The following is a 19,568-nucleotide window of genomic DNA, read 5'->3' as shown; positions in this document are numbered from 1 at the left end:
GCGGGCTCAGGCGGCGGGCTCGGGCGGCGGGTTCAGGCGGTGGGGGCGACCCGGGTCGCGTCCGTGCCCCAGCTGGCCAGCAGGCGCAGCGCCTGGGCCGACGCCGAGCCCGGTTCCGCGTGGTACGTGACCAGGGCCTGGTCCTGGTCGCCGGGCATGCGGAACGACTCGTAGTTCAGGGACAGCTCACCCACCAGCGAGTGGTGCATCCGCTTCACCCCGTACGACTTCTCCTTGACGTCGTGGGTCGCCCACAGCCGGCGGAACTCCCCGCTCTTCACCGAGAGCTCGCCCACCAGCGCGGACAGCCGGGGGTCGTCCGGATAGCAGCCCGCGTCCATCCGCAGCTGGCACACGATGTCGGTCGCCTTCTGCTCCCAGTCGACGAAGAGCTCGCGGTAGTCGGGCCGCAGGAACGTCAGCCGGGCCCAGTTGCGTTCCGCCACCGGCAGCTCCGCCCAGTCACCGAAGAGCGCCGCCGCCATCCGGTTCCACGCCAGGATCTCCGAGCGCCGCCCCACGATGTACGCCGGCACGCCCTCCATCGACTCCAGCAGCTGCCCCAGCGACGCCCGCACCTGCTGTGGCCGCGCCGACGCCTTCTTCTTGTGCTGCTTGCCCTTGGCGAGATGCGCGAGATGCGCGTGCTCGGCGTCGGTGAGCCGCAGCGCACGGGCGATCGAGTCCAGCACCTCCGCCGACACGTTCCGCCCGTTGCCCTGCTCCAGGCGCGTGTAGTACGCCACCGACACCCCGGCCAGCTGCGCCAGCTCCTCGCGCCGCAGCCCCGGCACCCTGCGGTGCCGCCCGAAGTCCGGCAGCCCCACGTCGGAGGGGTGCAGCCGGGCCCGCCGGGTGCGCAGGAACTCGCTGAGCTCGGCACGCCGGTCCAGGGGCGGGGAGGAGGGCAGGGGGTGGTCTTCCATACATCCAGTATTCACGGTCGTACGCACCGGAACCTGACCCCGCCAGTGGTAGGCACGGCAGACGTACGCAGAGGCGGGGGCTGGGTGACGGACGTAGCGTGGAGGAGTCTGGATGCGTGCCCGGGACGGAAGAAGGCGACCGGGTGCGAAGACACCTCTAGGAGAACCCCCCTCATGACCACTGTTGCTGCTTACGCCGCGCCTGCCGCGAAGGCCCCGCTGGAGCGGACCACGATCGAGCGGCGCGCGGTCGGCGAGTTCGACGTCCTCATCGACATCCAGTTCGCCGGTATCTGTCACTCCGACATCCACCAGGCCCGGGAGGGCTGGGGTACGGCGATCTTCCCGATGGTGCCCGGTCACGAGATCGCGGGCGTCGTCTCGGAGGTCGGCCCGGGTGTCACGAAGTACGCGGTGGGGGACCGGGTGGGCGTCGGCTGCATGGTCGACTCCTGCCGTGAGTGCGACAACTGCAAGGCCGGGCTCCAGCAGTACTGCACCGGCGGCGGCCCGACCTGGACGTACAACGCCGTCGGCAAGGACGGGCAGCCCACCTACGGCGGCTACGCGCAGAAGGTAGTCGTCGACGAGAACTACGTCGTCCGCATCCCCGACGGTCTCCCCCTCGACGTGGCGGCCCCCCTGCTCTGCGCCGGCATCACCACGTACTCCCCGCTCAAGCACTGGAACGCCGGTCCCGGCAAGAAGGTCGCGGTCGTCGGCCTCGGCGGCCTGGGCCACATGGGCGTGAAGATCGCCGCCGCCCTGGGCGCGGAGGTCACCGTCCTGTCCCAGTCCCTCCGCAAGAAGGACGACGGCCTGAAGCTGGGCGCCACGCACTACCACGCGACCAGCGACCCGAAGACCTTCGAGGAGCTCAAGGGCACCTTCGACATCATCCTCAACACGGTGTCCGCCCCGCTCGACTTCGACGCGTACCTGTCGCTGCTGAAGACCGACGGCGCCATGGTGAACGTCGGCATCCCCGAGGAGCCCGTCCACATCCTCCTCTCCTCCGTCTTCGGCAACCGCCGCAGCCTGAGCAGCTCCGGCATCGGCGGTATCCCGGAGACCCAGGAGATGCTCGACTTCTGCGCCGAGCACCACCTGGGCGCCGAGATCGAGCTGATCAGCGCCGACCAGATCAACGAGGCGTACGAGCGGGTCGTGAACAGCGACGTCCGCTACCGCTTCGTGATCGACACGGCGACGATCTGAGTCAGTGCTTCGGCCTGCGGCCGAGGAGATAGAGCAGATAGGGGCCGCCGACCAGGGAGGTCAGCGCACCGACCGGGATCTCCAGCGGAGGGACCAGGGTGCGGGCCACCAGGTCGGCGGTCACCAGCACGAGTGCGCCCGTCAGCGCCGAGCAGACCAGCGGCAGCTGGGGGGTGCGGGTGAGCCGCCTGGCCAGCTGCGGCGCGGTCAGGGCGACGAACCCGATCGGCCCGGCGGCACCGGTCGCGGTGGCGGCGAGCACGACGCCGAGGGCGGTGAGACCGAGCCGGGCCCGGTCGACCCGGAGGCCGAGCGCGGCGGCGGTGTCGGCGTCGAGCCCGAGCGGCCGCGCCGCCCGGGCCGCCCACACCAGCCCCGGCAGGGCGAGGACGAGGACGACGGCGAGCGGCCCGGCCTGCTCCCACCCGCGCCCGTTCAGACTCCCGGTCAGCCACAGCTTGACCTGCTCGGCGGCGTCCAGCTCGCTGTCGGTGAGATACAGCTGGACGACGGCGGACAGGGCGACGCCGACACCGACGCCGGTGAGCACGAAACGGCTGGGCTGCATGCCGTGCCGCCAGGCGAGCACGTACACGAGGGCGGCGGCACCGAGGCCGCCGGCCACGGACACGGCGGGCATCGCGGAGGGCGCTGCGACGGCCCCCGTGGCCAGCGCGAGCACGGTCGCGGCGGCGGCGCCGTGCCCGACGCCGATGACGTCCGGGCTGGCCAGCGGATTCCGGGTGACGGTCTGCACCAGCGCCCCGGCGAGCCCGAGTGAGCAGCCGACGAGAGCACCGAGCACGATGCGCGGCACGCGCAGTTCGTTGACGACCAGGTCGTAGGGGGTGGGGGCGCCGCGGAGGGTGCGCCAGACGTCGGCGGGGGAGATGTAGGTCTGGCCGAGGGAGGCGGAGGCGGTCATGGCGACGGCGAGGAGGCCGAGAAGCGCGAGGGCGACGAGAATCGAACGTTTGTGGAGGACGAGGGAGAAGCGGGGGTGGGGCCGTAGTACGACGACTGCGGGCCGGCGGGGGCTGATCGCGCAGTTCCCCGCGCCCCTGAAGGGGCGCCTCAGCCGCGGGCGCCTTGTCAGCTGACCCAGCCTGCGGGCAGTCGTGCCGCTTGGGGCGGCACGGGTGGGCGCTGGGGGTCCCCCCTCTGGGGGAGGCACCCGGCCAGCGCCGGTAAGCGAAACCCCCCGCCCCCGGCCCCCACCCCGGGTACGCCTCACGACACGGCCCCTTTCCTCCGTACCAGGGCCACCAGCACCGGTACCCCCACCAACGCCGTCATCACCCCGGCCGGCACCTCCGCAGGAGCCCGCACCACCCGCCCCAGCACATCCGCGGCCACCAACAACCCCGCTCCCAGCAGCGCCGACAGCGGCAGTACACGGCCGTACCCGCCGCCCCTGACCAACCGCCTCGCCAGATGCGGCACCACCAGCCCCACGAACGCGATCGGTCCGGCCGCCGCCACCGCGGACGCGGTCAGCAGGGTCGCCCCCAGTGCCGCGCACCCCCGTACGACATGGACCCGGTGCCCGAGCGCACGCGCCGTCTCGTCGCCGAGGGCCAGCGCGTCCAGCCCCCGGGCACAGGACAGCACCAGCACGGCGCCCGCCGCCAGGAACGGCAGCATCCGTACGACCGTCCCCGCGTCCCGCCCGCTGAGCGCCCCCACCTGCCAGAACCGGAACTGGTCGAGGGTGGCGGAGCTGGAGGTGAGGACGACCGTCGTGGCGCCCGCGGTCATCGCGGACAGGGCCGTGCCGGCCAGCGCGAGCTTCACCGGGGACGCCCCGCCCCGTCCCCGCGCCGCGATGCCGTACACCAGGCACGCGGCGACGACGGCGCCGGTGAAGGCGTACCAGACGTAGGCCCCGAAGCCGTACCCGGTGCCGCCGAGGACGATGGCGAGCACGACCCCGGCCGCCGCCCCCTGGCTCAGACCGAGGATGCCGGGGTCGGCGAGCGGGTTGCGGGTGACCGCCTGGAGTGCGGCGCCGGCGAGGCCCAGCGCGGCGCCCGCGGTGAGGCCGACCTCGGTGCGGGGCAGGCGGAGGGAGCGGACGACGAGCGCGTCGGGTGACGTCCCGCCGTGCAGCAGGGCGTCGAACACGGCGGCCGGCGGTACGGCACGGGTGCCGACGGCGAGGCTGAGCACGGCGACGACGGCCACCACGAGGGCGGCCGTCGGCCAGACGAGGGCGCGGCGCACTTACCGGAGGTGTTCGGCGAGCTGTCGTACGACCAGACGCGCCGCCGTGGGACCGGCGTTGAGGTACCAGGGGTCGTCGTCGACCTGCACGGCGTGCCCGGCCCCGACCGCCTTCATGGACTTCCACAGCGGTCCGGCGAGCACGGTCGCCGCGTCCGTCTTCGCCGCGTCGCCCTGCACGGAGTAGAAGATCCAGTCACCGTCGGCGGTGTCGACCTTCTCCGCGCTGATGTCCTGCGAAATGGCGTTGAATTCTTGTGACTTGGGGCGGGACAGGCCCATGTCGACGGCTATCGAGCCGGTGAAGGAGGACACCCCGAACATCCGGGTGCGGTCGGGCGTGAAGCGGACCATGGACACGGTGGCCGAGCCGTTCAGGGCGGACCCGCTGGCCTTCGCGTTGTCGACGATGTCGGCGAGCAGTTCCTGCGCCTTCTGTCCTTCGCCGACCGCGTCCCCGACCAGCAGCAGGTCCCGCTTCCAGTTGATGCCCTGGCCCGCGGTGACCACGGTGGGCGCGATCTTCGACAGCTGCGGGTAGAGGTCGCCGAGCGAGTCGTTGACCAGGATCAGGTCGGGCCTGGCGGCGGCCAGGGACTCCAGGTTGGGGGACTGGCGGGTGCCCGCGTCGGTCATCGCGGCGAGCTTCTTCTTGTACTGCGGGAAGGCGTCGGCGAGGTAGTCGGGGACCAGTCCGGCGTTCTCCGCGCGGGTGCCGGCGGTCGGGACGATGCCGAGGGTGAGCAGGTCGTCGAGCTGCCCGGTGCTGAGCACCGCGATCCTCTTCGGCTCGGCCTTGATGGTGGTCCTGCCCTCGAAGTGGGTGACCGTGCGCGGGAAGACGCCGTCGGTGTCGGTGTCGGAGCCCATCCCGTCGGCGAGGGCGCTCGGCGCGGCGGAGGGGCCCTCGGAGGCGCCGGCGACCTTGTTCACGGTGCCGTCGCCGTGCGCGGTACCGGCGTCGTCGCCACCGCCGGACGACGAGCAGCCGGCCAGCAGACCGCCCACGACGGACACGGCGGACACGGCCAGGACGGTCCTCAACCTCAACGCGCGCACGACTAGCTCTTCCGATCGGTGACTAAGGCGAGCCTTACCTTAGCTGGTGCCGGGAGTACGTTGGACAGGAGGAGGTCCCACGATGACCGTGAACCTGAACCACACCATCGTCGCCGCACACGACAAGCACGCGTCGGCCCGGTTCCTCGCCGACATCCTCGGACTGCAAGTCAGCCCGGACTACGGCCCGTTCGTCCCGGTCGCGCTGCCGAACGGCGTCACCCTCGACTTCATGGACACCCCGGGGGACATCCCGCCGCAGCACTACGCCTTCCTGGTCTCCGAGGACGACTTCGACGAGATCTTCACTCGCGTCAGGGCGGCCGGCATCGGTTACTGGGCCGACCCGCACCACAGCCGTCCCGGCGAGATCAACTCCAACGACGGCGGCCGCGGCACCTACTTCGACGACCCCGACGGCCACCGTCTGGAGATCCTCACCCGCCCCTACGGCAGCGGCGGCTGACCCAGCGGGACGGACTCACCGGGCGCGTACGACCGTACGACCGCTCCCGCCGCGGCACCGGTATCCGCGTCGCCGGTATCCGCAGGGCGCACGACATGGACGCGCCCGCGCCCGCCGACCCGGCCCGTCGCGCCGGTCGCCTCCAGCACGGTGTTCTCGTCGATCGCCACGCCGTACGGCACCGACCCCCGCGACACGGCCGCCACCAGCCGCCCCAGCGTGCCCCACTGGGCCGCGTGCACGTCCACCGCGAAGGGCACAAGACCCAGCCCCGGCCGTACCTCGACCTCTTCGAGATCCTCGGCGGTGTCCGGCGGGCAGACCGGAACACCGTCCGCCAGCCAGCCGCCGACCACGGCCCGCCGGGCGGCGAGCACGGCACCGGCGGAGAACCCGGCGTAGGGGATGCCGCGTTCGGCGAGCAGCCCGGTCAGCCGGCCGGCACACTCCGCGAACGCGTCCTGGTACGCGGGCGTGAGCCCACCGCACACCAGCAGCCCGTCCAGACCGTCCTTCAGCAGCCCGTCCTTCAGCAGAGAGTCCGGCTCGAAGCGTCCCCCGAGCGGCACCAGCAGCGGTACCGCCGCCTCCGCGCCCGCCCCCGCGCTCCGCAACGCTTCCGCGTACCGCGCGAACTGCTCCTCGCCGTCCCCCTCGTCGAGGATCACGCACCCGATACGGCCGCCCCCCGAGGCCCGCAGCAACGGCCCGTACACCTCGGGCGCGTCCCAGCCGCCACCGATCAGAAAAGTCCCGCCACCCACGAAGAGGTCCCTCCCGTGCCCTGCGTCCCGGTCAGGCCCGCAGACCCTTGAGCCCGTCCTGGGCGGCCATGATCAGCTCGATGCCCCGGTTGTCGGCGGCGGGTTCGCGCATCTGGTTCGTCACGTACGCGATCGCCAGCCGCTCGTCGGGGTCGGCCCAGACCAGCGCGCCGCCCCAGCCGCCCCAGCCGAGGGCGCTGCCGAAGAGGCCGTAGCCGAGGCCGTACCGGGTCGGCATGCCGAGGACGCGGTCCTCGCCGTCGAACTGCAACTCCCGGGCCCGCGCGCACCCTTCCGGGGACAGCACCCGCACCCCGCCGACGGTTCCGCCGCAGGCGAGCAGCGACTGGACGAGGGCGACCGAGCGGGCGTTGCCGTAGCCGCTCGCCGCGGGGATCTGCGCGCGGCGCCAGGCGAGGCTGTTGCCGTCCCGGACGCGGATGGGGGTGGCGGCGGTGGGTGCGGTGGGTGCGGGCGCGTCGCGGCCCGGTGCGCTGGCCGTGTAGTCCTCGTCCTTGCCCGGCGGCGGCACGGTCGGCGCCACCCGCGGGTCGTGCTCGGGGCCGAGGCCGATGTGGAAGTCCGCGCCCAGCGGACCGGCCACCTCCGCGGCGAAGAACTCGCCCACGCTCCGCCCGGTGATCCGGCGCAGCACCTCACCCACCAGGAACCCCTGGGTGAGCGAGTGATACCCGGCCGCCGTCCCCGGTTCCCACTGCGGGGCCTGCCCGGCGAGCCGGGCCGTGGCGGCCGTCCAGTCGTACAGCTCCTCGACCGGCCCCTCCCAGTCGGGCAGCCCGGCGGTGTGCGACAGCAGATGCCGCACCAGCACGTGACGCTTGCCGGCCGCGGCGAACTCGGGCCAGTACCGGGCGACGGGCGCGTCCGGATCCAGCCTGCCCCGGTCGATCAGGACGAGCGCGCACAGCGCGGTCATCGTCTTGGTCACGGAGAACACGTTGACGATCGTGTCCCGCTCCCAGGCCCGGGTCCGGCCGGCATCGGCGAAGCCGGCCCACACGTCCACCACGGGCTCCCCGTCGACGAAGACGGCCACGGCACCTCCCACGTCGCCGTCGTCGATCAGTCCGGCGAGTGTGGTGGGCACGGCGGTGAACAGCTCGTCGTACGAGCCTTGGATGTCGGCCATGTACGCCATTGAGCCCGCGGGAGCGCCGCTCCGGCAACCGAATATCCGTGCACCGGCTCTAATGCATCAACCCGACGAACATCGTCCGGTGCAGGGTCTCCACGTGGCGGCGTGCGATGTCGGCCGCCCGGGCCGCGTCACCCGCGCGGAGCGCGGCCACCAGGGCCCGGTGCTCGTCGTTGGACTCGCGCAGGGCGGCGAGGGGGTAGGGGAGGTAGTACGCGTAGAGCCGGCGCAGCACGGTCCCGTAGGTCTGCACGCTCGCGTCGAGGCCGGTGGCGTGGGCCACGGCGAGGTGGAACCGCTCGTCGCAGGAGTGGAACTCCGCCCAGCTCTCCGCCCGGTCCATGGCCACGACCAGCAGGTCGAGCTCGTCGAGGGCGGCGGGGGACGCGGCGCCGGTCGCGAGATGGGCGATCCCGCACTCCAGGACGGTCCGCTCGTCGATCAGGCGGTGCACCTCCGCGGTCTGCCCGTGGTACGCCTCGGCCGCGTCGACGACCCCCCGGGTCGGCTGCTCGGCGACGAGGGTGCCGCCGTTGCGGCCGCGCCTGCGCTCCAGGACGCCGTCCGTGCACAGGGAGCTCAGCGCCCGGCGCACGGTGATCTCCCCGACGCCGAGCGCCTCGGCTATGGCGTCGGTCTGGGGCAGCCGCTCGCCGGGGGAGAGCAGCCCGAGGTCGACCGCCATGGCGATCCGGGCGCGCACCGTGTCCAGCGCGGTGAGCCGGCGGATCCCGTTCAGCTTGGGCGAGTTGAGGGCGAGGACGGTCCCCTCGGGGTGCGCGGGTGCGGATCCGTTCGGGGTGCCGGTCATGCCCTCAATGTAGCGGCCATTAAAACTGCTCATAATGAGACCATTGTATAAGGACTCATATTGAGTTAATTTCCTGGCCATGTCCCGACCCCTCCCCGTCGCCCTGGTCCAGGCCCCTCCCCGCCTGGCCACGGACCCGCTGTCCGGCTTCGCCGAAGACGTCGCGGGAGTGCTGGCGCGCTTCCCGCAGACCCGCCTCGTCGCCTACCCGGAGCTGCACCTGTGCGGCACCGACGGCCCGCCCGCCGAGTCGGAGAGCCGGCTGCGGGACGCGGCCGAGCCGCTCGACGGCCCCCGCGTGCGACAGCTCGCCGAACTCGCGGGCGACCTGGGTGTATGGCTGTTCCCGGGCACCGTCTGCGAGCGCGGTCCGGCCGGCGAGCTCTTCAACACCGCCCTCGCCTTCTCCCCGCAGGGGCGGCTCGCCGCCCACTACCGCAAGGTCTTCCCGTGGCGGCCCTTCGAGCCGTACGCCCCCGGCGACCGCTTCGTCGTCCTGGACCTCCCGGACACCGGCCGCGTCGGCTTCGCCATCTGCTACGACGCCTGGTTCCCGGAAGTGGCCAGGCACCTGGCCTGGATGGGCGCCGAGGTCATCGTCAACCCGGTCATGACCACCTCCGCGGACCGCGCCCAGGAACTCGTCCTCGCCCGCGCCAACGCCATCGTCAACCAGGTCTACGTGGTCAGCGTGAACACCGCGGGCCCCCTCGGTACCGGGCGCAGCCTGGTGGTCGACCCCGAAGGACGCGTCCGCGTCCAGGCCGCCGACTCCGCGCCCACCGTGCTGACCGACGTCCTCGACCTGGACGACGTCACCCGCGTACGGACCTTCGGCACCGCCGGCCTCAACCGCATGTGGAACCAGTTCACCGAGGCCGACGCCCCCATCGACCTCCCGCTCTACGACGGCCGCCTGGACCCCCGCCGCTGGCGGATCGCCGACAACTGAGCCTCCGCCTGCCTGTTCTCCCCCCTGTTCTCCCCCCTCTCCCCGTCCCCTCGGCACAAGGAACGCCATGTCCGCTCCCGCCTCTCCGCCCACCCTCTCCCGCACCCTGACCCTCAGATCCGTCGTGCTCTTCGGGCTCGCCTACATGGCCCCGATCATCGTCCTGGGCACCTACGGCGTCGTCGCCGACAGCACCCACGGCTCCGTCCCGACGGCCTACCTGCTGGCCCTCGGCGCCATGCTCTTCACCGCGCACAGCTACGGGAAGATGGCCGCGGCCCACCCCGTCGCCGGGTCCGCCTACACCTACGTGCGGCGCTCCATAGACTCCCGGATCGGCTTCCTCGTCGGCTGGGCCACCCTGCTGGACTACTTCTTCCTGCCCATGGTCATCTGGCTCATCGGCGGGGCCTATCTCCAGGCCGAGTACCCCTCGGTGCCGTTCTGGGTGTGGATCATCGCGTTCATCACCGTCACCACCGCGCTCAACATCCGGGGCATCAAGACCGCGGAGCGGGTGAACGACCTGCTGATGGTCTTCCAGGTCCTGGTCGTCGCGATCTTCGCGCTGCTCTGTCTGCGGCACGTCTTCCAGCACCAGGGAGCGGCGGGACTCGTCAGCGGCACACCGTTCACGAACCACGCGACCAGCCTCGCGGGCATCTCCGCGGGCGCCGCCATCGCCGCCTACTCCTTCCTCGGGTTCGACGCCGTCACCACGCTGACCGAGGAGACCGTCGAACCGCAGCGCACCATCCCCCGCGCCATCATGCTGACCGCGCTGCTCGGCGGCGGCATCTTCGTCGTCGTCGCCTACGCCACCCAGCTGGCACACCCCGGGTACGCGTTCACCGACTCCAGCTCCGCCGCGTTCGAGATCGCCAAGGCGATCGGCGGCGACGTGTTCTCCTCCGTGTTCCTGGCCGGCCTGATCGTCGCCCAGTTCGCCTCCGGGATCGCGGCGCAGGCCAGCACGGCACGGCTGCTCTACGCGATGGGCCGCGACTCGGTACTGCCCAAGAAGGTCTTCGGCAGCATCCACCCCAAGTACCACACCCCCGCCCTGAACATCCTCCTCGCCGGAGCGGTCGGCCTGATCGCGCTGCACCTGAACGTCGCCACGTCCACCTCCTTCATCAACTTCGGCGCCTTCACCGCCTTCACCTTCGTCAACCTCTCCGTCATCGCGACCTACGTCCGGGAGCGCCGCGCGGGCCGCCGTCCCGCCGTGTGGTCGTACGTCCTGCTCCCGGCGATCGGCGCCGTCGTCGACGTGTGGCTGCTGTGCCACCTCGACGACAAGGCCCGCACCCTCGGTCTGATCTGGCTGGCCATCGGCGTCTGCTACCTCGCCTACCTCACCAGGGGCTTCCGCAAGGCCCCGCCGGAGATGACCTTCGACGAGGACCCGGCCCCGGCGGCCGATCCGCAGCCGGCCCACTGACCCCGACCGCGCCCCGCTCCTGCGGACAGGAGCGGGGCGCGGAATCGACGGGAACCCTCCTGCGTTGTGGAGGGTGGGCATCGGACGCCGGTGGTGTGCGAGCCGGGTAGCCCGAATGACCAGGCCGACGAGTATTGGAGGGGCCGCGATGACTGTGCAGACGCAGAGGGCCGTGCTGGCGGGCGGATGTTTCTGGGGGATGCAGGATCTGATCCGCAGGCAGCCGGGCGTGACGGCGACCCGGGTCGGCTACACCGGGGGTGACGTGCCGAACGCGACGTACCGCAACCACGGCACGCACGCGGAGGCCATCGAGATCCTCTTCGACCCCACGAAGACCGACTACCGGGCGCTCCTGGAGTTCTTCTTCCAGATCCACGACCCGAGCACCAGGAACCGCCAGGGCAACGACATCGGCCTCAGCTACCGCTCGGCGATCTACTACGTGGACGACGAGCAGAAGCGGATCGCCGAGGACACCATCGCGGACGTGAACGCCTCCAAGCTGTGGCCGGGCGAGGTCGTCACCGAGGTGGAGCCGGTCGGCCCGTTCTGGGAGGCCGAGCCCGAGCACCAGGACTACCTGGAGCGCTACCCGGACGGCTACACCTGCCACTTCCCCCGACCCGGCTGGAAGCTGCCCGCCCGCGCGCAGGGCTGACCAGGCAGGTCCGACGGCGGGCCGGCCGAGACCGACCGTCCCGTTCGGCGGACGTGGCGAGGACCACGTCCGCCCCGTCGCCGTCATGTGACCCCTGTCGGACGATACGGGTGCCAGGGCTTCAGGACTTCAGGACTTCAGGGCTTCAGGACTTGTGGACGGGAGCCGGACCCACCCAGCGGTGATAGGCGTCCACGTCCACGTTGCTGCCGCACACGACGGTGACCACGTGCCGGCCGGCGAAGCGGGCGCGGTCCTCGAGGATCGCCGCGACGCCGAGCGCCGCCGACGGCTCCACGACGAGGCCGGCGTGGTCGAGGAGCATCCGCATTCCGGCGACGATCGACTCCTCCCGGACCAGGACGACGTCGTCGGCGACCAGGAGAAGGTCGTCCAGGACGGCCGCGATGGGATACCGGCCGGCGACGCCGTCGGCGATGGTGTCGGCCGATTCGGTGGTGACGACGCGCCGCCGGCGCCACGAGTACGTCATCGCCGGTGCGCCCAGCGGCTGGACGCAGATCACCTCGACTCCGGGTGCCAGCGCCTTCATCACATGACCCACGCCGGTGGCCAGCGCCCCGCCACCGAGAGCGATCAGGACGGTGTCGAACGACGGCGCGCTGTCCACCAGCTCCAGACCGATGGTCGCCGCGCCCTCGCAGGTCTCGATGTCCAGGCTGTCCTCGACCAGCCGGATGCCGCCGTCCCGGGCGAGGGCCGCCGCCCGCTCGCGAGCCATCTCGTGGTCGCCGTCCACCAGTTCCAGCCTGGCGCCCAGCGCGCGGATGCGATCGAGCTTGGCCGCGGTCGCGAAGCGGGAGGCCACGACGGTCACGTCGAGCCCCCGGCCGCGACCGGACCAGGCGAGGGCCTGGCCGAGGTTGCCCGAGCTCGCGCACACCACGGCCGGCGCCCCGTGCCCGGCGAGCAGGCTCGTGACCACCTCGGTGCCGCGGGCCTTGAAGCTGCGGACCGGGTTCGCCGTTTCGAGCTTGATGCTCACCGCGCACCCGAGGCCGGGTTCCAGGGCCTCGCAGCGGTACAGCGGCGTGTCGCGGAAAACCGGGTCGATCACCCGGTGAGCCGCCTGGATACGAGCAGTGTCGAGGCGCGTCTCCTGCATGACACGGCAGCGTAGCGGCGCCGGCTCAGCGCCCTGGTCTGTCTCCGAGCCTGTGGAGGTCCGCGGTCATGCGGGCGGCAGCGGCTGCTCCGTCCAGACGGTCTTGCCGTCGTGGGTGTAGCGCGTGCCCCACCGCTCCGTGAGCTGTGCGACCAGGAAGAGCCCACGGCCGCCCTCGTCCGTGCTGAGGGCGCGCCGGAGGTGCGGGGAGGTGTGGCTGGTGTCGGACACCTCGCAGATCAGGCAGTGCGTACGGATGAGGCGCAGGGTGGCGGGGCCGGTCGCGTACCGGTAGGCGTTGGTGACGAGCTCGCTGGCGACCAGCTCGGTGGTGAAGGCCAGTTCGGGCAGCCCCCATTCGGTCAGCTGCGCCGTGGTCAGCTCCCTGGCACGGGCGGCGGCGGTGGCTTCCAGGGGCAGCTGCCACGAGGCGACGTTCTGCGGCCGCAGCACCCGGGTACGGGCGATGAGCAGCGCGATGTCGTCGATGGGCCGGTGGTCCTTGGGCAGCAGCGTTTCGACCACGGTGTGGCAGGTCTGCTCCAGCGGGTCGGTGACCTGGGCCAGACATGCGTGCAGGTCCTTCAGCGCGGCGTCGATGTCGCCGTTGCGTGCCTCCAGCAGACCGTTGGTGTAGAGCGTGAGCAGGCTGCCCTCGGGGAGGTCGAGATCGAACGTCTCGAACGGCAGTCCGCCCAGGCCCAGCGGCGGCCCCGCGGGCAGATCGAGCACGGTCACCTCGCCGTCCGGGGTGGACACCAACGGCGCCGGGTGGCCGGCGCGGGCCAGCGAGCAGTGCTGGGAGACCGGGTCGTAGACCGCGTAGAGGCAGGTGGCCCCGAGCACCTGCTCGATCGCCGAGTGGTTGCCTTCGGCGTTCGCCTCCAGCTCGGTGGCCAGCAGGCTGACCAGATCGTCCAGCCGCGCCACCACCTCGTCCGGTTCCAGGTCGAGGCTGGCCAGGGTGCGCGCGGAGGCCCGCAGCCGGCCCATCGAGGCCGCGGCGTGGATCCCGTGGCCGACCACGTCCCCCACCACGAGGGCGACCCGGGCCCCTGACAGCGGGATCACGTCGTACCAGTCGCCGCCGATGCCCGGTTCACCGCTGGCGGGAAGGTACCGGCAGGCCACCTCCACGGCCGGCAGGTCGGACGCCACGCTCGGCAGCAGACTGCGCTGGAGCGTCAGAGCGGCGCTCTGCTGCTGGGTGAAGCGGCGCGCGTTGTCGATGGAGACGGCCGCCCGCGAGGAGAGTTCCTGGGCCACCGCGGCGTCGCCGTCCTCGAAGGGCTCCGAATTGCGCGACCGCCACAGGCTGACCACGCCCAGCACGAGCCCGCGCGCGACCAGGGGCACCGCGATCAGCGAATGAACGCCGAGACCCGTGGCGATCTCGATCCGCCGCCGGTCCATGGCGTACCACTCGGGGCGCAGGGACAGCAGCCCTTCGAGGATCGGGCGACGCTCGGCCAGGCACCGCGCCTGCGGGGATTCCGGCAGCAGCGGGACCACATCGCCCTCCTGGAACGGGACCCGGCGCTCCGGTGGCGCGAGGGCGGCCCGGAGCAGCGGACCTGCCGTGCCGGAAACCGGTTCGTCGCCGAGCGTCACCGGTTCGAGGAGGTCCACCGAGCAGTAGTCGGCGAGGCCCTGCACGGCCACCCCGGCCAGTTCCCGGGCGGTCTGCGTCACGTCCAGCGAGGTTCCGATCAGGGCGCTCGCCTCGTTCAGCAGGGCGAGCCTGCGCTGCGCCCGGTGCCGGTCGGTCACGTCCTCGATCGTCTCCGCCACGCCGAGAACCCGGCCCTCGGGGTCTTCCATCCGGAACGCCGACACGGACACGATCCGTTCCCGGCCCGGATCGTGGCGCGACCGGGCGGACTGCTCGGTGAAGATCAACGGCTCGCCGGTCTCCAGCACGTGCCGTACCCGCTCGTCGGCCGGGCCGGCGTCCTCGTCGACCATGAATTCGCGGGGACGATGGCCCACCGGCGCCTCGGCCGGGACGCCGCTCGCCTTCTCGACCGCACGGTTGACCCGGATCACCGCCCGGTCCGGGCCGTACGTGACCAGACCGATCGGGGAGCGGCGGTACAGGCCGTCCAGCAGCGCGCGGTCCCGCTGCCAGGCGATGACCTCCGCGGCCGGAGCACCGACCAGGAGCCACTCCCGACCGCCCCCCTCCCGGGCGATCGCACGGGCCCGGAAACCCATCTCCACACGGCGTCCGTCACGGCGCCGGACAGGCAGGACACCGAACCAGCCCCCCGCCTTCACGGCGGCCACGACGACGGACCGCACGACAGGCAGGTCACCGGCGTCCACCAGGAGGTCCTGCCACGCCCGGCCGAGCACCTTCCCGGCCGGATAGCCCAGCAACTCCTGCGCACGTACGCTCCAGCCGACCACGGTGCCGCGATTGTCGAGCACCGCCGAGGCCGCACGCCCGAGGGCGAACGGATCCTCGGGACTCTCGCTGAAATGCGTCGACGGCGTCCCCATAGCCACCACCTTGCTTGCCTCCGTGCCTTCCAGGTTCCTCCCCGCGCTCTCCGTCCGCGACTCTCCCGTTCCTCCCGGCCCGGAGCCTCGGCGCGCCGGCGGCCGGGTCAGGCCGGCTGTGGGGTCAGGCCGACTGCGGGGTCGGCGGCAGCAGTGCCCGTAGCGGGCCGGTGTCGGGGCGGTCGGCCAGCGCGGCCGTCACCGCGGCGTGCAGCGCGGCCTCCGTGCCCGACTCGCCGTCGAGGTCGGAGGCGGAACCGGGCAGCCGTACCGCCGCCGGCCGCGACCAGGAGAACTCCCAGTGCAGCAGCGACCGCGCACTGAACTCGGCCAGCACCATGCTCTGCAGCGCGTCCCGCAGCACCGGCCGTACGGCCTCCCGGAACTCCCGGTCCCGCCCGGCCGTCGCCAGGTCCGGCGGTGGCAGCCGCCGGGCCAGCTGCCACAGCCGGCCCTCGTCGATCACCGCGAGCAGCGCGGGCAGTGTCGGCAGGCCCTCCGTGTAGCAGGCGAGCGCCCGGTGCAGCGGGGTGTCGAGCGAGGCCAGCCCCACGGCCATCGACGAGCTCAGCAGCTGTCCCCACTCCCCGGCGCGCTCGAACTGCCCCACCTCGTCGCTCAGTACCGCGTCCTCCAGCGCGGCCAGCGTCCGGGCCGGGTCGGCCAGCAGTGCGAGGGCCGGGCCGCCGTCCTCCGAGCCGCGCCCGTCGGCGGGCAGTGCCTCGATCCGCCGCACCCGGTCGGCGATCGGCGGATGCGAGTCGTACGGCGATCCCGGCTCCGAAGGCAGTTCCTCCCGCAGCCCCGCAAGCTCCGTCTCACGCGCCGTGAGCATCCGGCCGAAGCCGCCGAAGAACTGCCCGCGCGGCGGCAGTTGCCGGGCGGGCAGGCCGAGCGTCGCGTACGAGCCGAGGTAGAAGTCGTGGGCGGCGGACAGGACGGGGATCTCGCGGAGCGCCGTCGCCGTCGCGTCCCGGCCCGCGATCCGCGCGGCGGCCAGGTCGGCGGCGTACTCCTGCGCGCGGGCCATCGGCAGCGTGGCCCGCATGCAGAGCCTCGCGTACGCCGTGTAGACCGCCGCCGTCAGCCGGTACATGATCCCGGCCCCGACGGTGTCGATCTCCTCGACCCGCCTGCCCTTCGCGATCCGCTCGGCGGCGGCCTTCTCCTGCCGGGCACGCTCGGCCGCCTCCTCGCCGTCGGCCCGCCCGTGGCAGTGCCCGACCGTCCGCCCGATCTGCACCCGGCCGCGCACGGCGAGCGCCGACAGCCGGGTGTCACCGCCGGTGAAGTGCCCGTACTCATGGGCGAGTACGGCCTTCAGCCCGGCCTCGGTCAACCCGGTCAGCAGCGGCACGCCCAGGTACAGGCGGCGGGGTCCGGGATGGAGGCCGGGCAGCCGGGGCTCCTCGCTGACCGCCGCGTCGACGTCACCGGTGAGCACGACGGCGTCCGGCGCGCGCGTGCCCGTGGCCGCCGCGAGCTCCCGCACCAGCGCCCACAGCCGGGGCTCGTCGGCCTCCGTCACCGGGAGACCGGGCGGGCCCTCACCCCTGGGCGCCCGGAGCATGGACATGCCCCTCACCACCGGGATCGCCAGCAGGACGAGGCTCAGCAGATGGAAACCACAGAGCAGAACAAGGGCGCGCAGCGCCCGCAGAGTTGCGCCCATCGGGCAGATCCCCCCACCGGACCCCGGGAAACAGGGCCGACTACGACACGGAGAACGAACGGGAAGGTGGGGGTTGCGGAGCCGGTCAAGCGTCCTCGACGTCCGTGCCCCGAAAGGGGCGCGGGGAACTGCGCGACCGGCCCCCACCGGCCCGCAGCCGACACACGACGTGTCTTTTCGTCGGCCCCCTCAGCTGTGCAGCGTCGCCGGGCTCCCGCCGTTCGCCTCGTACCCCGCCACCGCCAGCGCACGGTAGAGGGCGAACTCGGCGGCCGGGTCCGCGGACAGCGTCCACGGCAGAGCCCCCACATGCCCGTCGACGCGTATCAGCTCGCCCATGGCCTCCGCCCAGCGCTCCGAGCGCACCAGGAAGAAGACCAGCAGATGACGGACGTGCGCGAGCATCGGATCGTCCTGGCGGGCCGAGTGCACCGCGTGCAGCGCGCCGTGGACGGCCTTGGTGACGACCTCGCTCTGGTAGAAGCTCGCCACCAGGTTCACCTCGGGCAGGTGCTCGAAGACCGCGAACAGCGGCATCGCGGCCAGCAGCGAGCCCCGCGGGGCACGGGCGGCGGCGGCCTCGGCGAAGGAGTACGCCAGCTCGCGCGAGCCGTGCCACTTCTCGCACCAGTAGTGCAGCGCCGCCAGATGCGCCCCCATGTGCGCGGGCGCGCGATCCAGGATCTTCAGCCACAACTGCTCGAACTCGGACTGCGCGTAGTTCAGCCCGCGCGCCACCGACAGCTCGATGACGTACGGCACCGGGTCCCCGGGGGAGAGCAGCGCCGCCTGCCCGCAGGCGTCCCTCGCCTCCTCCATGATGATCCGGAAGTCGTCGGTGCCCGGCGTCGACGTCCGCCACGCCTGCTGGACCAGGAACTCCGCGTGCACGGCCGCGCCGCCGGCGTCCTTGGGCTGCTCGGCCCGCCAGACCCGCAGCCACTGCCCGCCCGGCGTCTCACTGACCCCGCCCGGCCGCCGCTGGAGCTCCAGCGCCGCCGCGCCGGCGAAGGCCTGCACGCGCTGCCAGCGCAGCTCGCCCGCGATCTCCGTGCCCGCGAGCAGCTGCGAGGCCGCGCGGTGGTCCTGGGTGCGCTGCACGACGTCGAGGACGTCCAGCAGGTCCTGGTCGGGGCCCGGCATGCGGATGTCCAGGTCCTCCTCGCGCACGAAGCCGTAGTCCGCCGGGTCGGCGGCGTCCGGGTGGCCCGGGTGGACCTGCTCGATCATGCCGCGCCGCCGCCGCAGGACGGGGAGCAGCGCGAAGCTCAGCAGGAGCGCCGCCATCAGGGCCCAGAGAATCGCCATGCGTCAAGCGAACCAGACGGCGCCGACAATTGGCCAACCGGTGCCCTGACCTGTGGACAACCGCTGCCCCGGCCTGTGGACGACGCACGGGGCCCGTCGGAGCACTAGGCTCGTCAACCATGAGCGACAGGCACCACATCAGTCAGCACTTCGAGACGCTCGCCATCCACGCGGGCAACACGGCGGACCCCCTCACCGGTGCGGTCGTGCCGCCGATCTACCAGGTCTCGACCTACAAGCAGGACGGCGTCGGCGGCCTGCGCGGCGGCTACGAGTACAGCCGTAGCGCCAACCCCACCAGGACCGCGCTGGAGGAGAACCTCGCCGCCCTGGAAGGCGGCCGGCGCGGCCTCGCGTTCGCGTCCGGGCTGGCGGCCGAGGACGCCCTGCTGCGCACGCTGCTCAGCCCCGGTGACCACGTGGTCATCCCGAACGACGCCTACGGCGGCACGTTCCGGCTGTTCGCGAAGGTCGTCTCCCGGTGGGGCGTGGAGTGGTCCGTCGCCGACACCAGCGACCCGTCCGCCGTGCGTGCCGCGATCACCCCGAAGACCAAGGCGGTGTGGGTGGAGACCCCCTCCAACCCGCTGCTCGGCATCACCGACATCGCCGCCGTCGCCCAGGTCGCCCACGACGCGGGCGCCCGGCTCGTCGTCGACAACACCTTCGCCACGCCCTACCTCCAGCAGCCGCTCTCGCTCGGCGCGGACGTCGTCGTGCACTCGCTGACGAAGTACATGGGCGGTCACTCGGACGTGGTCGGCGGCGCGTTGATCGTGTCGGACCAGACGCTCGGCGAGGAACTGGCGTACCACCAGAACGCGATGGGCGCGGTCGCCGGGCCGTTCGACTCGTGGCTGGTGCTGCGCGGCACCAAGACGCTCGCGGTGCGCATGGACCGCCACAGTGAGAACGCCACGAAGATCGCCGACATGCTGAGCCGGCACGCGCGCGTGACCCGGGTCCTGTACCCGGGCCTGCCCGAGCACCCGGGGCACGAGACCGCCGCCAAGCAGATGAAGGCGTTCGGCGGCATGGTGTCCTTCCAGGTCACGGGCGGCGAGGAAGCGGCCGTCGAGGTCTGCAACCGCGCGAAGGTGTTCACGCTCGGCGAGTCCCTGGGCGGCGTCGAGTCCCTGATCGAGCACCCGGGGCGGATGACGCACGCCTCGGCGGCCGGTTCCGCCCTGGAGGTGCCCGCCGACCTGGTGCGCCTGTCCGTGGGCATCGAGAACGTCGACGACCTGCTGGAAGACCTCCAGCAGGCGCTCGGCTGATCG

The 19,568-nt window shown here is 72.5% G+C and carries 17 protein-coding genes; 6 read left to right on the top strand and 11 right to left on the bottom strand.

The genetic code is table 11. The features are described 5' to 3' along the window. Positions 1-32 precede the first annotated feature (32 nt). Complete coding sequence (locus SSP29_RS04650; protein ID WP_089099156.1) at positions 33-926, bottom strand: helix-turn-helix domain-containing protein; 894 nt, start codon at positions 924-926, stop codon at positions 33-35. Between the two features lie 174 nt (positions 927-1,100). Between SSP29_RS04650 and SSP29_RS04645 the strand changes: the two genes are divergently transcribed. After that, positions 1,101-2,144 carry an NAD(P)-dependent alcohol dehydrogenase gene (locus tag SSP29_RS04645; protein ID WP_089099155.1) on the top strand — a complete coding sequence of 348 codons (1,044 nt, stop codon included), beginning with the start codon at positions 1,101-1,103 and terminating at the stop codon, positions 2,142-2,144. A 1-nt stretch (position 2,145) separates the two neighbouring features. Here SSP29_RS04645 and SSP29_RS04640 read toward each other — a convergent pair whose 3' ends face one another. The 3 genes from SSP29_RS04640 to SSP29_RS04630 form a co-directional block, all read right to left on the bottom strand. After that, positions 2,146-3,186 carry a FecCD family ABC transporter permease gene (locus tag SSP29_RS04640; protein WP_089099804.1) on the bottom strand — a complete coding sequence of 347 codons (1,041 nt, stop codon included), beginning with the start codon at positions 3,184-3,186 and terminating at the stop codon, positions 2,146-2,148. Between the two features lie 188 nt (positions 3,187-3,374). Further along, positions 3,375-4,367 (bottom strand): FecCD family ABC transporter permease, encoded by a 993-nt coding sequence (locus SSP29_RS04635; protein WP_089099154.1) that lies wholly within the window; start codon positions 4,365-4,367, stop codon positions 3,375-3,377. Further along, positions 4,368-5,393 carry an ABC transporter substrate-binding protein gene (locus SSP29_RS04630; protein WP_150133543.1) on the bottom strand — a complete coding sequence of 342 codons (1,026 nt, stop codon included), beginning with the start codon at positions 5,391-5,393 and terminating at the stop codon, positions 4,368-4,370. It abuts the gene before it with no gap. A 115-nt stretch (positions 5,394-5,508) separates the two neighbouring features. Here SSP29_RS04630 and SSP29_RS04625 point away from each other — a divergent pair, with 115 nt between their 5' ends. Continuing rightward, entirely contained in the window at positions 5,509-5,892 is a 384-nt protein-coding gene (locus SSP29_RS04625; protein ID WP_089099153.1) for a VOC family protein, read from the top strand. On the opposite strand, the gene SSP29_RS04620 is transcribed toward SSP29_RS04625, so the two are convergent. Genes SSP29_RS04620 through SSP29_RS04610 form a run of 3 tightly spaced genes read right to left on the bottom strand, consistent with a single transcriptional unit; the run spans position 5,874 to position 8,623 of the window. Next, on the bottom strand, positions 5,874-6,656 hold the full coding sequence (locus SSP29_RS04620; protein WP_089099152.1) for a type 1 glutamine amidotransferase family protein: 783 nt from the start codon (positions 6,654-6,656) through the stop codon (positions 5,874-5,876). The genes SSP29_RS04625 and SSP29_RS04620 overlap by 19 nt on opposite strands. A gap of 31 nt (positions 6,657-6,687) precedes the next feature. Further along, the gene (locus SSP29_RS04615; protein WP_089099802.1) at positions 6,688-7,806 is read right to left on the bottom strand and encodes a serine hydrolase domain-containing protein; all 1,119 of its coding nucleotides are present in this window, start codon (positions 7,804-7,806) and stop codon (positions 6,688-6,690) included. Between the two features lie 58 nt (positions 7,807-7,864). Continuing rightward, a complete protein-coding gene (locus tag SSP29_RS04610; protein ID WP_245883011.1) occupies positions 7,865-8,623 on the bottom strand; it encodes a FadR/GntR family transcriptional regulator in 759 nt (252 codons plus the stop codon). A 79-nt stretch (positions 8,624-8,702) separates the two neighbouring features. Between SSP29_RS04610 and SSP29_RS04605 the strand changes: the two genes are divergently transcribed. The 3 genes from SSP29_RS04605 (at position 8,703) to msrA (ending at position 11,680) form a co-directional block, all read left to right on the top strand. After that, on the top strand, positions 8,703-9,575 hold the full coding sequence (locus SSP29_RS04605; protein WP_089099150.1) for a carbon-nitrogen hydrolase family protein: 873 nt from the start codon (positions 8,703-8,705) through the stop codon (positions 9,573-9,575). Between the two features lie 67 nt (positions 9,576-9,642). After that, on the top strand, positions 9,643-11,019 hold the full coding sequence (locus SSP29_RS04600) for an APC family permease (RefSeq protein ID WP_089099149.1): 1,377 nt from the start codon (positions 9,643-9,645) through the stop codon (positions 11,017-11,019). 148 nt (positions 11,020-11,167) lie between these two features. After that, positions 11,168-11,680 (top strand): peptide-methionine (S)-S-oxide reductase MsrA, encoded by a 513-nt coding sequence (gene msrA, locus SSP29_RS04595; protein ID WP_089099148.1) that lies wholly within the window; start codon positions 11,168-11,170, stop codon positions 11,678-11,680. Positions 11,681-11,825: 145 nt separating this feature from the next. Here the strand turns inward: msrA and SSP29_RS04590 are convergent, their stop codons facing one another. From SSP29_RS04590 to SSP29_RS04575, 4 genes are all read right to left on the bottom strand, one after another. Further along, entirely contained in the window at positions 11,826-12,806 is a 981-nt protein-coding gene (locus SSP29_RS04590; protein ID WP_089099147.1) for a threonine ammonia-lyase, read from the bottom strand. 66 nt (positions 12,807-12,872) lie between these two features. Next, on the bottom strand, positions 12,873-15,308 hold the full coding sequence (locus SSP29_RS04585; RefSeq protein WP_089099146.1) for a SpoIIE family protein phosphatase: 2,436 nt from the start codon (positions 15,306-15,308) through the stop codon (positions 12,873-12,875). 124 nt (positions 15,309-15,432) lie between these two features. Next, entirely contained in the window at positions 15,433-16,980 is a 1,548-nt protein-coding gene (locus tag SSP29_RS04580) for a M48 family metallopeptidase (RefSeq protein ID WP_089099145.1), read from the bottom strand. A 189-nt stretch (positions 16,981-17,169) separates the two neighbouring features. Next, complete coding sequence (locus SSP29_RS04575; RefSeq protein ID WP_089099144.1) at positions 17,170-18,288, bottom strand: hypothetical protein; 1,119 nt, start codon at positions 18,286-18,288, stop codon at positions 17,170-17,172. Between the two features lie 119 nt (positions 18,289-18,407). On the opposite strand from SSP29_RS04575, the gene SSP29_RS04570 reads away from it, so the two are divergent. Continuing rightward, positions 18,408-19,565, top strand: coding sequence for a cystathionine gamma-synthase (locus SSP29_RS04570; RefSeq protein WP_089099143.1), 1,158 nt, complete (start codon positions 18,408-18,410; stop codon positions 19,563-19,565). The last annotated feature ends 3 nt before the right edge of the window (positions 19,566-19,568 follow it).

The organism is Streptomyces hyaluromycini, from assembly GCF_002217755.1.
Lineage (GTDB): Bacteria > Actinomycetota > Actinomycetes > Streptomycetales > Streptomycetaceae > Streptomyces > Streptomyces hyaluromycini.
The sequence above is the reverse complement of the archived record's forward strand: the minus strand, read 5'-3'. Positions and strand labels throughout refer to the sequence as shown.

Excerpts from the sequence above, each read along its gene's own strand:
- SSP29_RS04650 (WP_089099156.1), bottom strand. The coding sequence starts at position 926 with ATGGAAGACCACCCCCTGCCCTCCTCCCCGCCCCTGGACCGGCGTGCC.
- SSP29_RS04645 (WP_089099155.1), top strand. The coding sequence starts at position 1,101 with ATGACCACTGTTGCTGCTTACGCCGCGCCTGCCGCGAAGGCCCCGCTG.
- SSP29_RS04625 (WP_089099153.1), top strand. The coding sequence starts at position 5,509 with ATGACCGTGAACCTGAACCACACCATCGTCGCCGCACACGACAAGCAC.
- SSP29_RS04615 (WP_089099802.1), bottom strand. The coding sequence starts at position 7,806 with ATGGCCGACATCCAAGGCTCGTACGACGAGCTGTTCACCGCCGTGCCC.
- SSP29_RS04610 (WP_245883011.1), bottom strand. The coding sequence starts at position 8,623 with ATGACCGGCACCCCGAACGGATCCGCACCCGCGCACCCCGAGGGGACC.
- SSP29_RS04605 (WP_089099150.1), top strand. The coding sequence starts at position 8,703 with ATGTCCCGACCCCTCCCCGTCGCCCTGGTCCAGGCCCCTCCCCGCCTG.
- SSP29_RS04600 (WP_089099149.1), top strand. The coding sequence starts at position 9,643 with ATGTCCGCTCCCGCCTCTCCGCCCACCCTCTCCCGCACCCTGACCCTC.
- msrA (WP_089099148.1), top strand. The coding sequence starts at position 11,168 with ATGACTGTGCAGACGCAGAGGGCCGTGCTGGCGGGCGGATGTTTCTGG.
- SSP29_RS04590 (WP_089099147.1), bottom strand. The coding sequence starts at position 12,806 with ATGCAGGAGACGCGCCTCGACACTGCTCGTATCCAGGCGGCTCACCGG.
- SSP29_RS04585 (WP_089099146.1), bottom strand. The coding sequence starts at position 15,308 with ATGGGGACGCCGTCGACGCATTTCAGCGAGAGTCCCGAGGATCCGTTC.
- SSP29_RS04580 (WP_089099145.1), bottom strand. The coding sequence starts at position 16,980 with ATGGGCGCAACTCTGCGGGCGCTGCGCGCCCTTGTTCTGCTCTGTGGT.
- SSP29_RS04575 (WP_089099144.1), bottom strand. The coding sequence starts at position 18,288 with ATGGCGATTCTCTGGGCCCTGATGGCGGCGCTCCTGCTGAGCTTCGCG.
- SSP29_RS04570 (WP_089099143.1), top strand. The coding sequence starts at position 18,408 with ATGAGCGACAGGCACCACATCAGTCAGCACTTCGAGACGCTCGCCATC.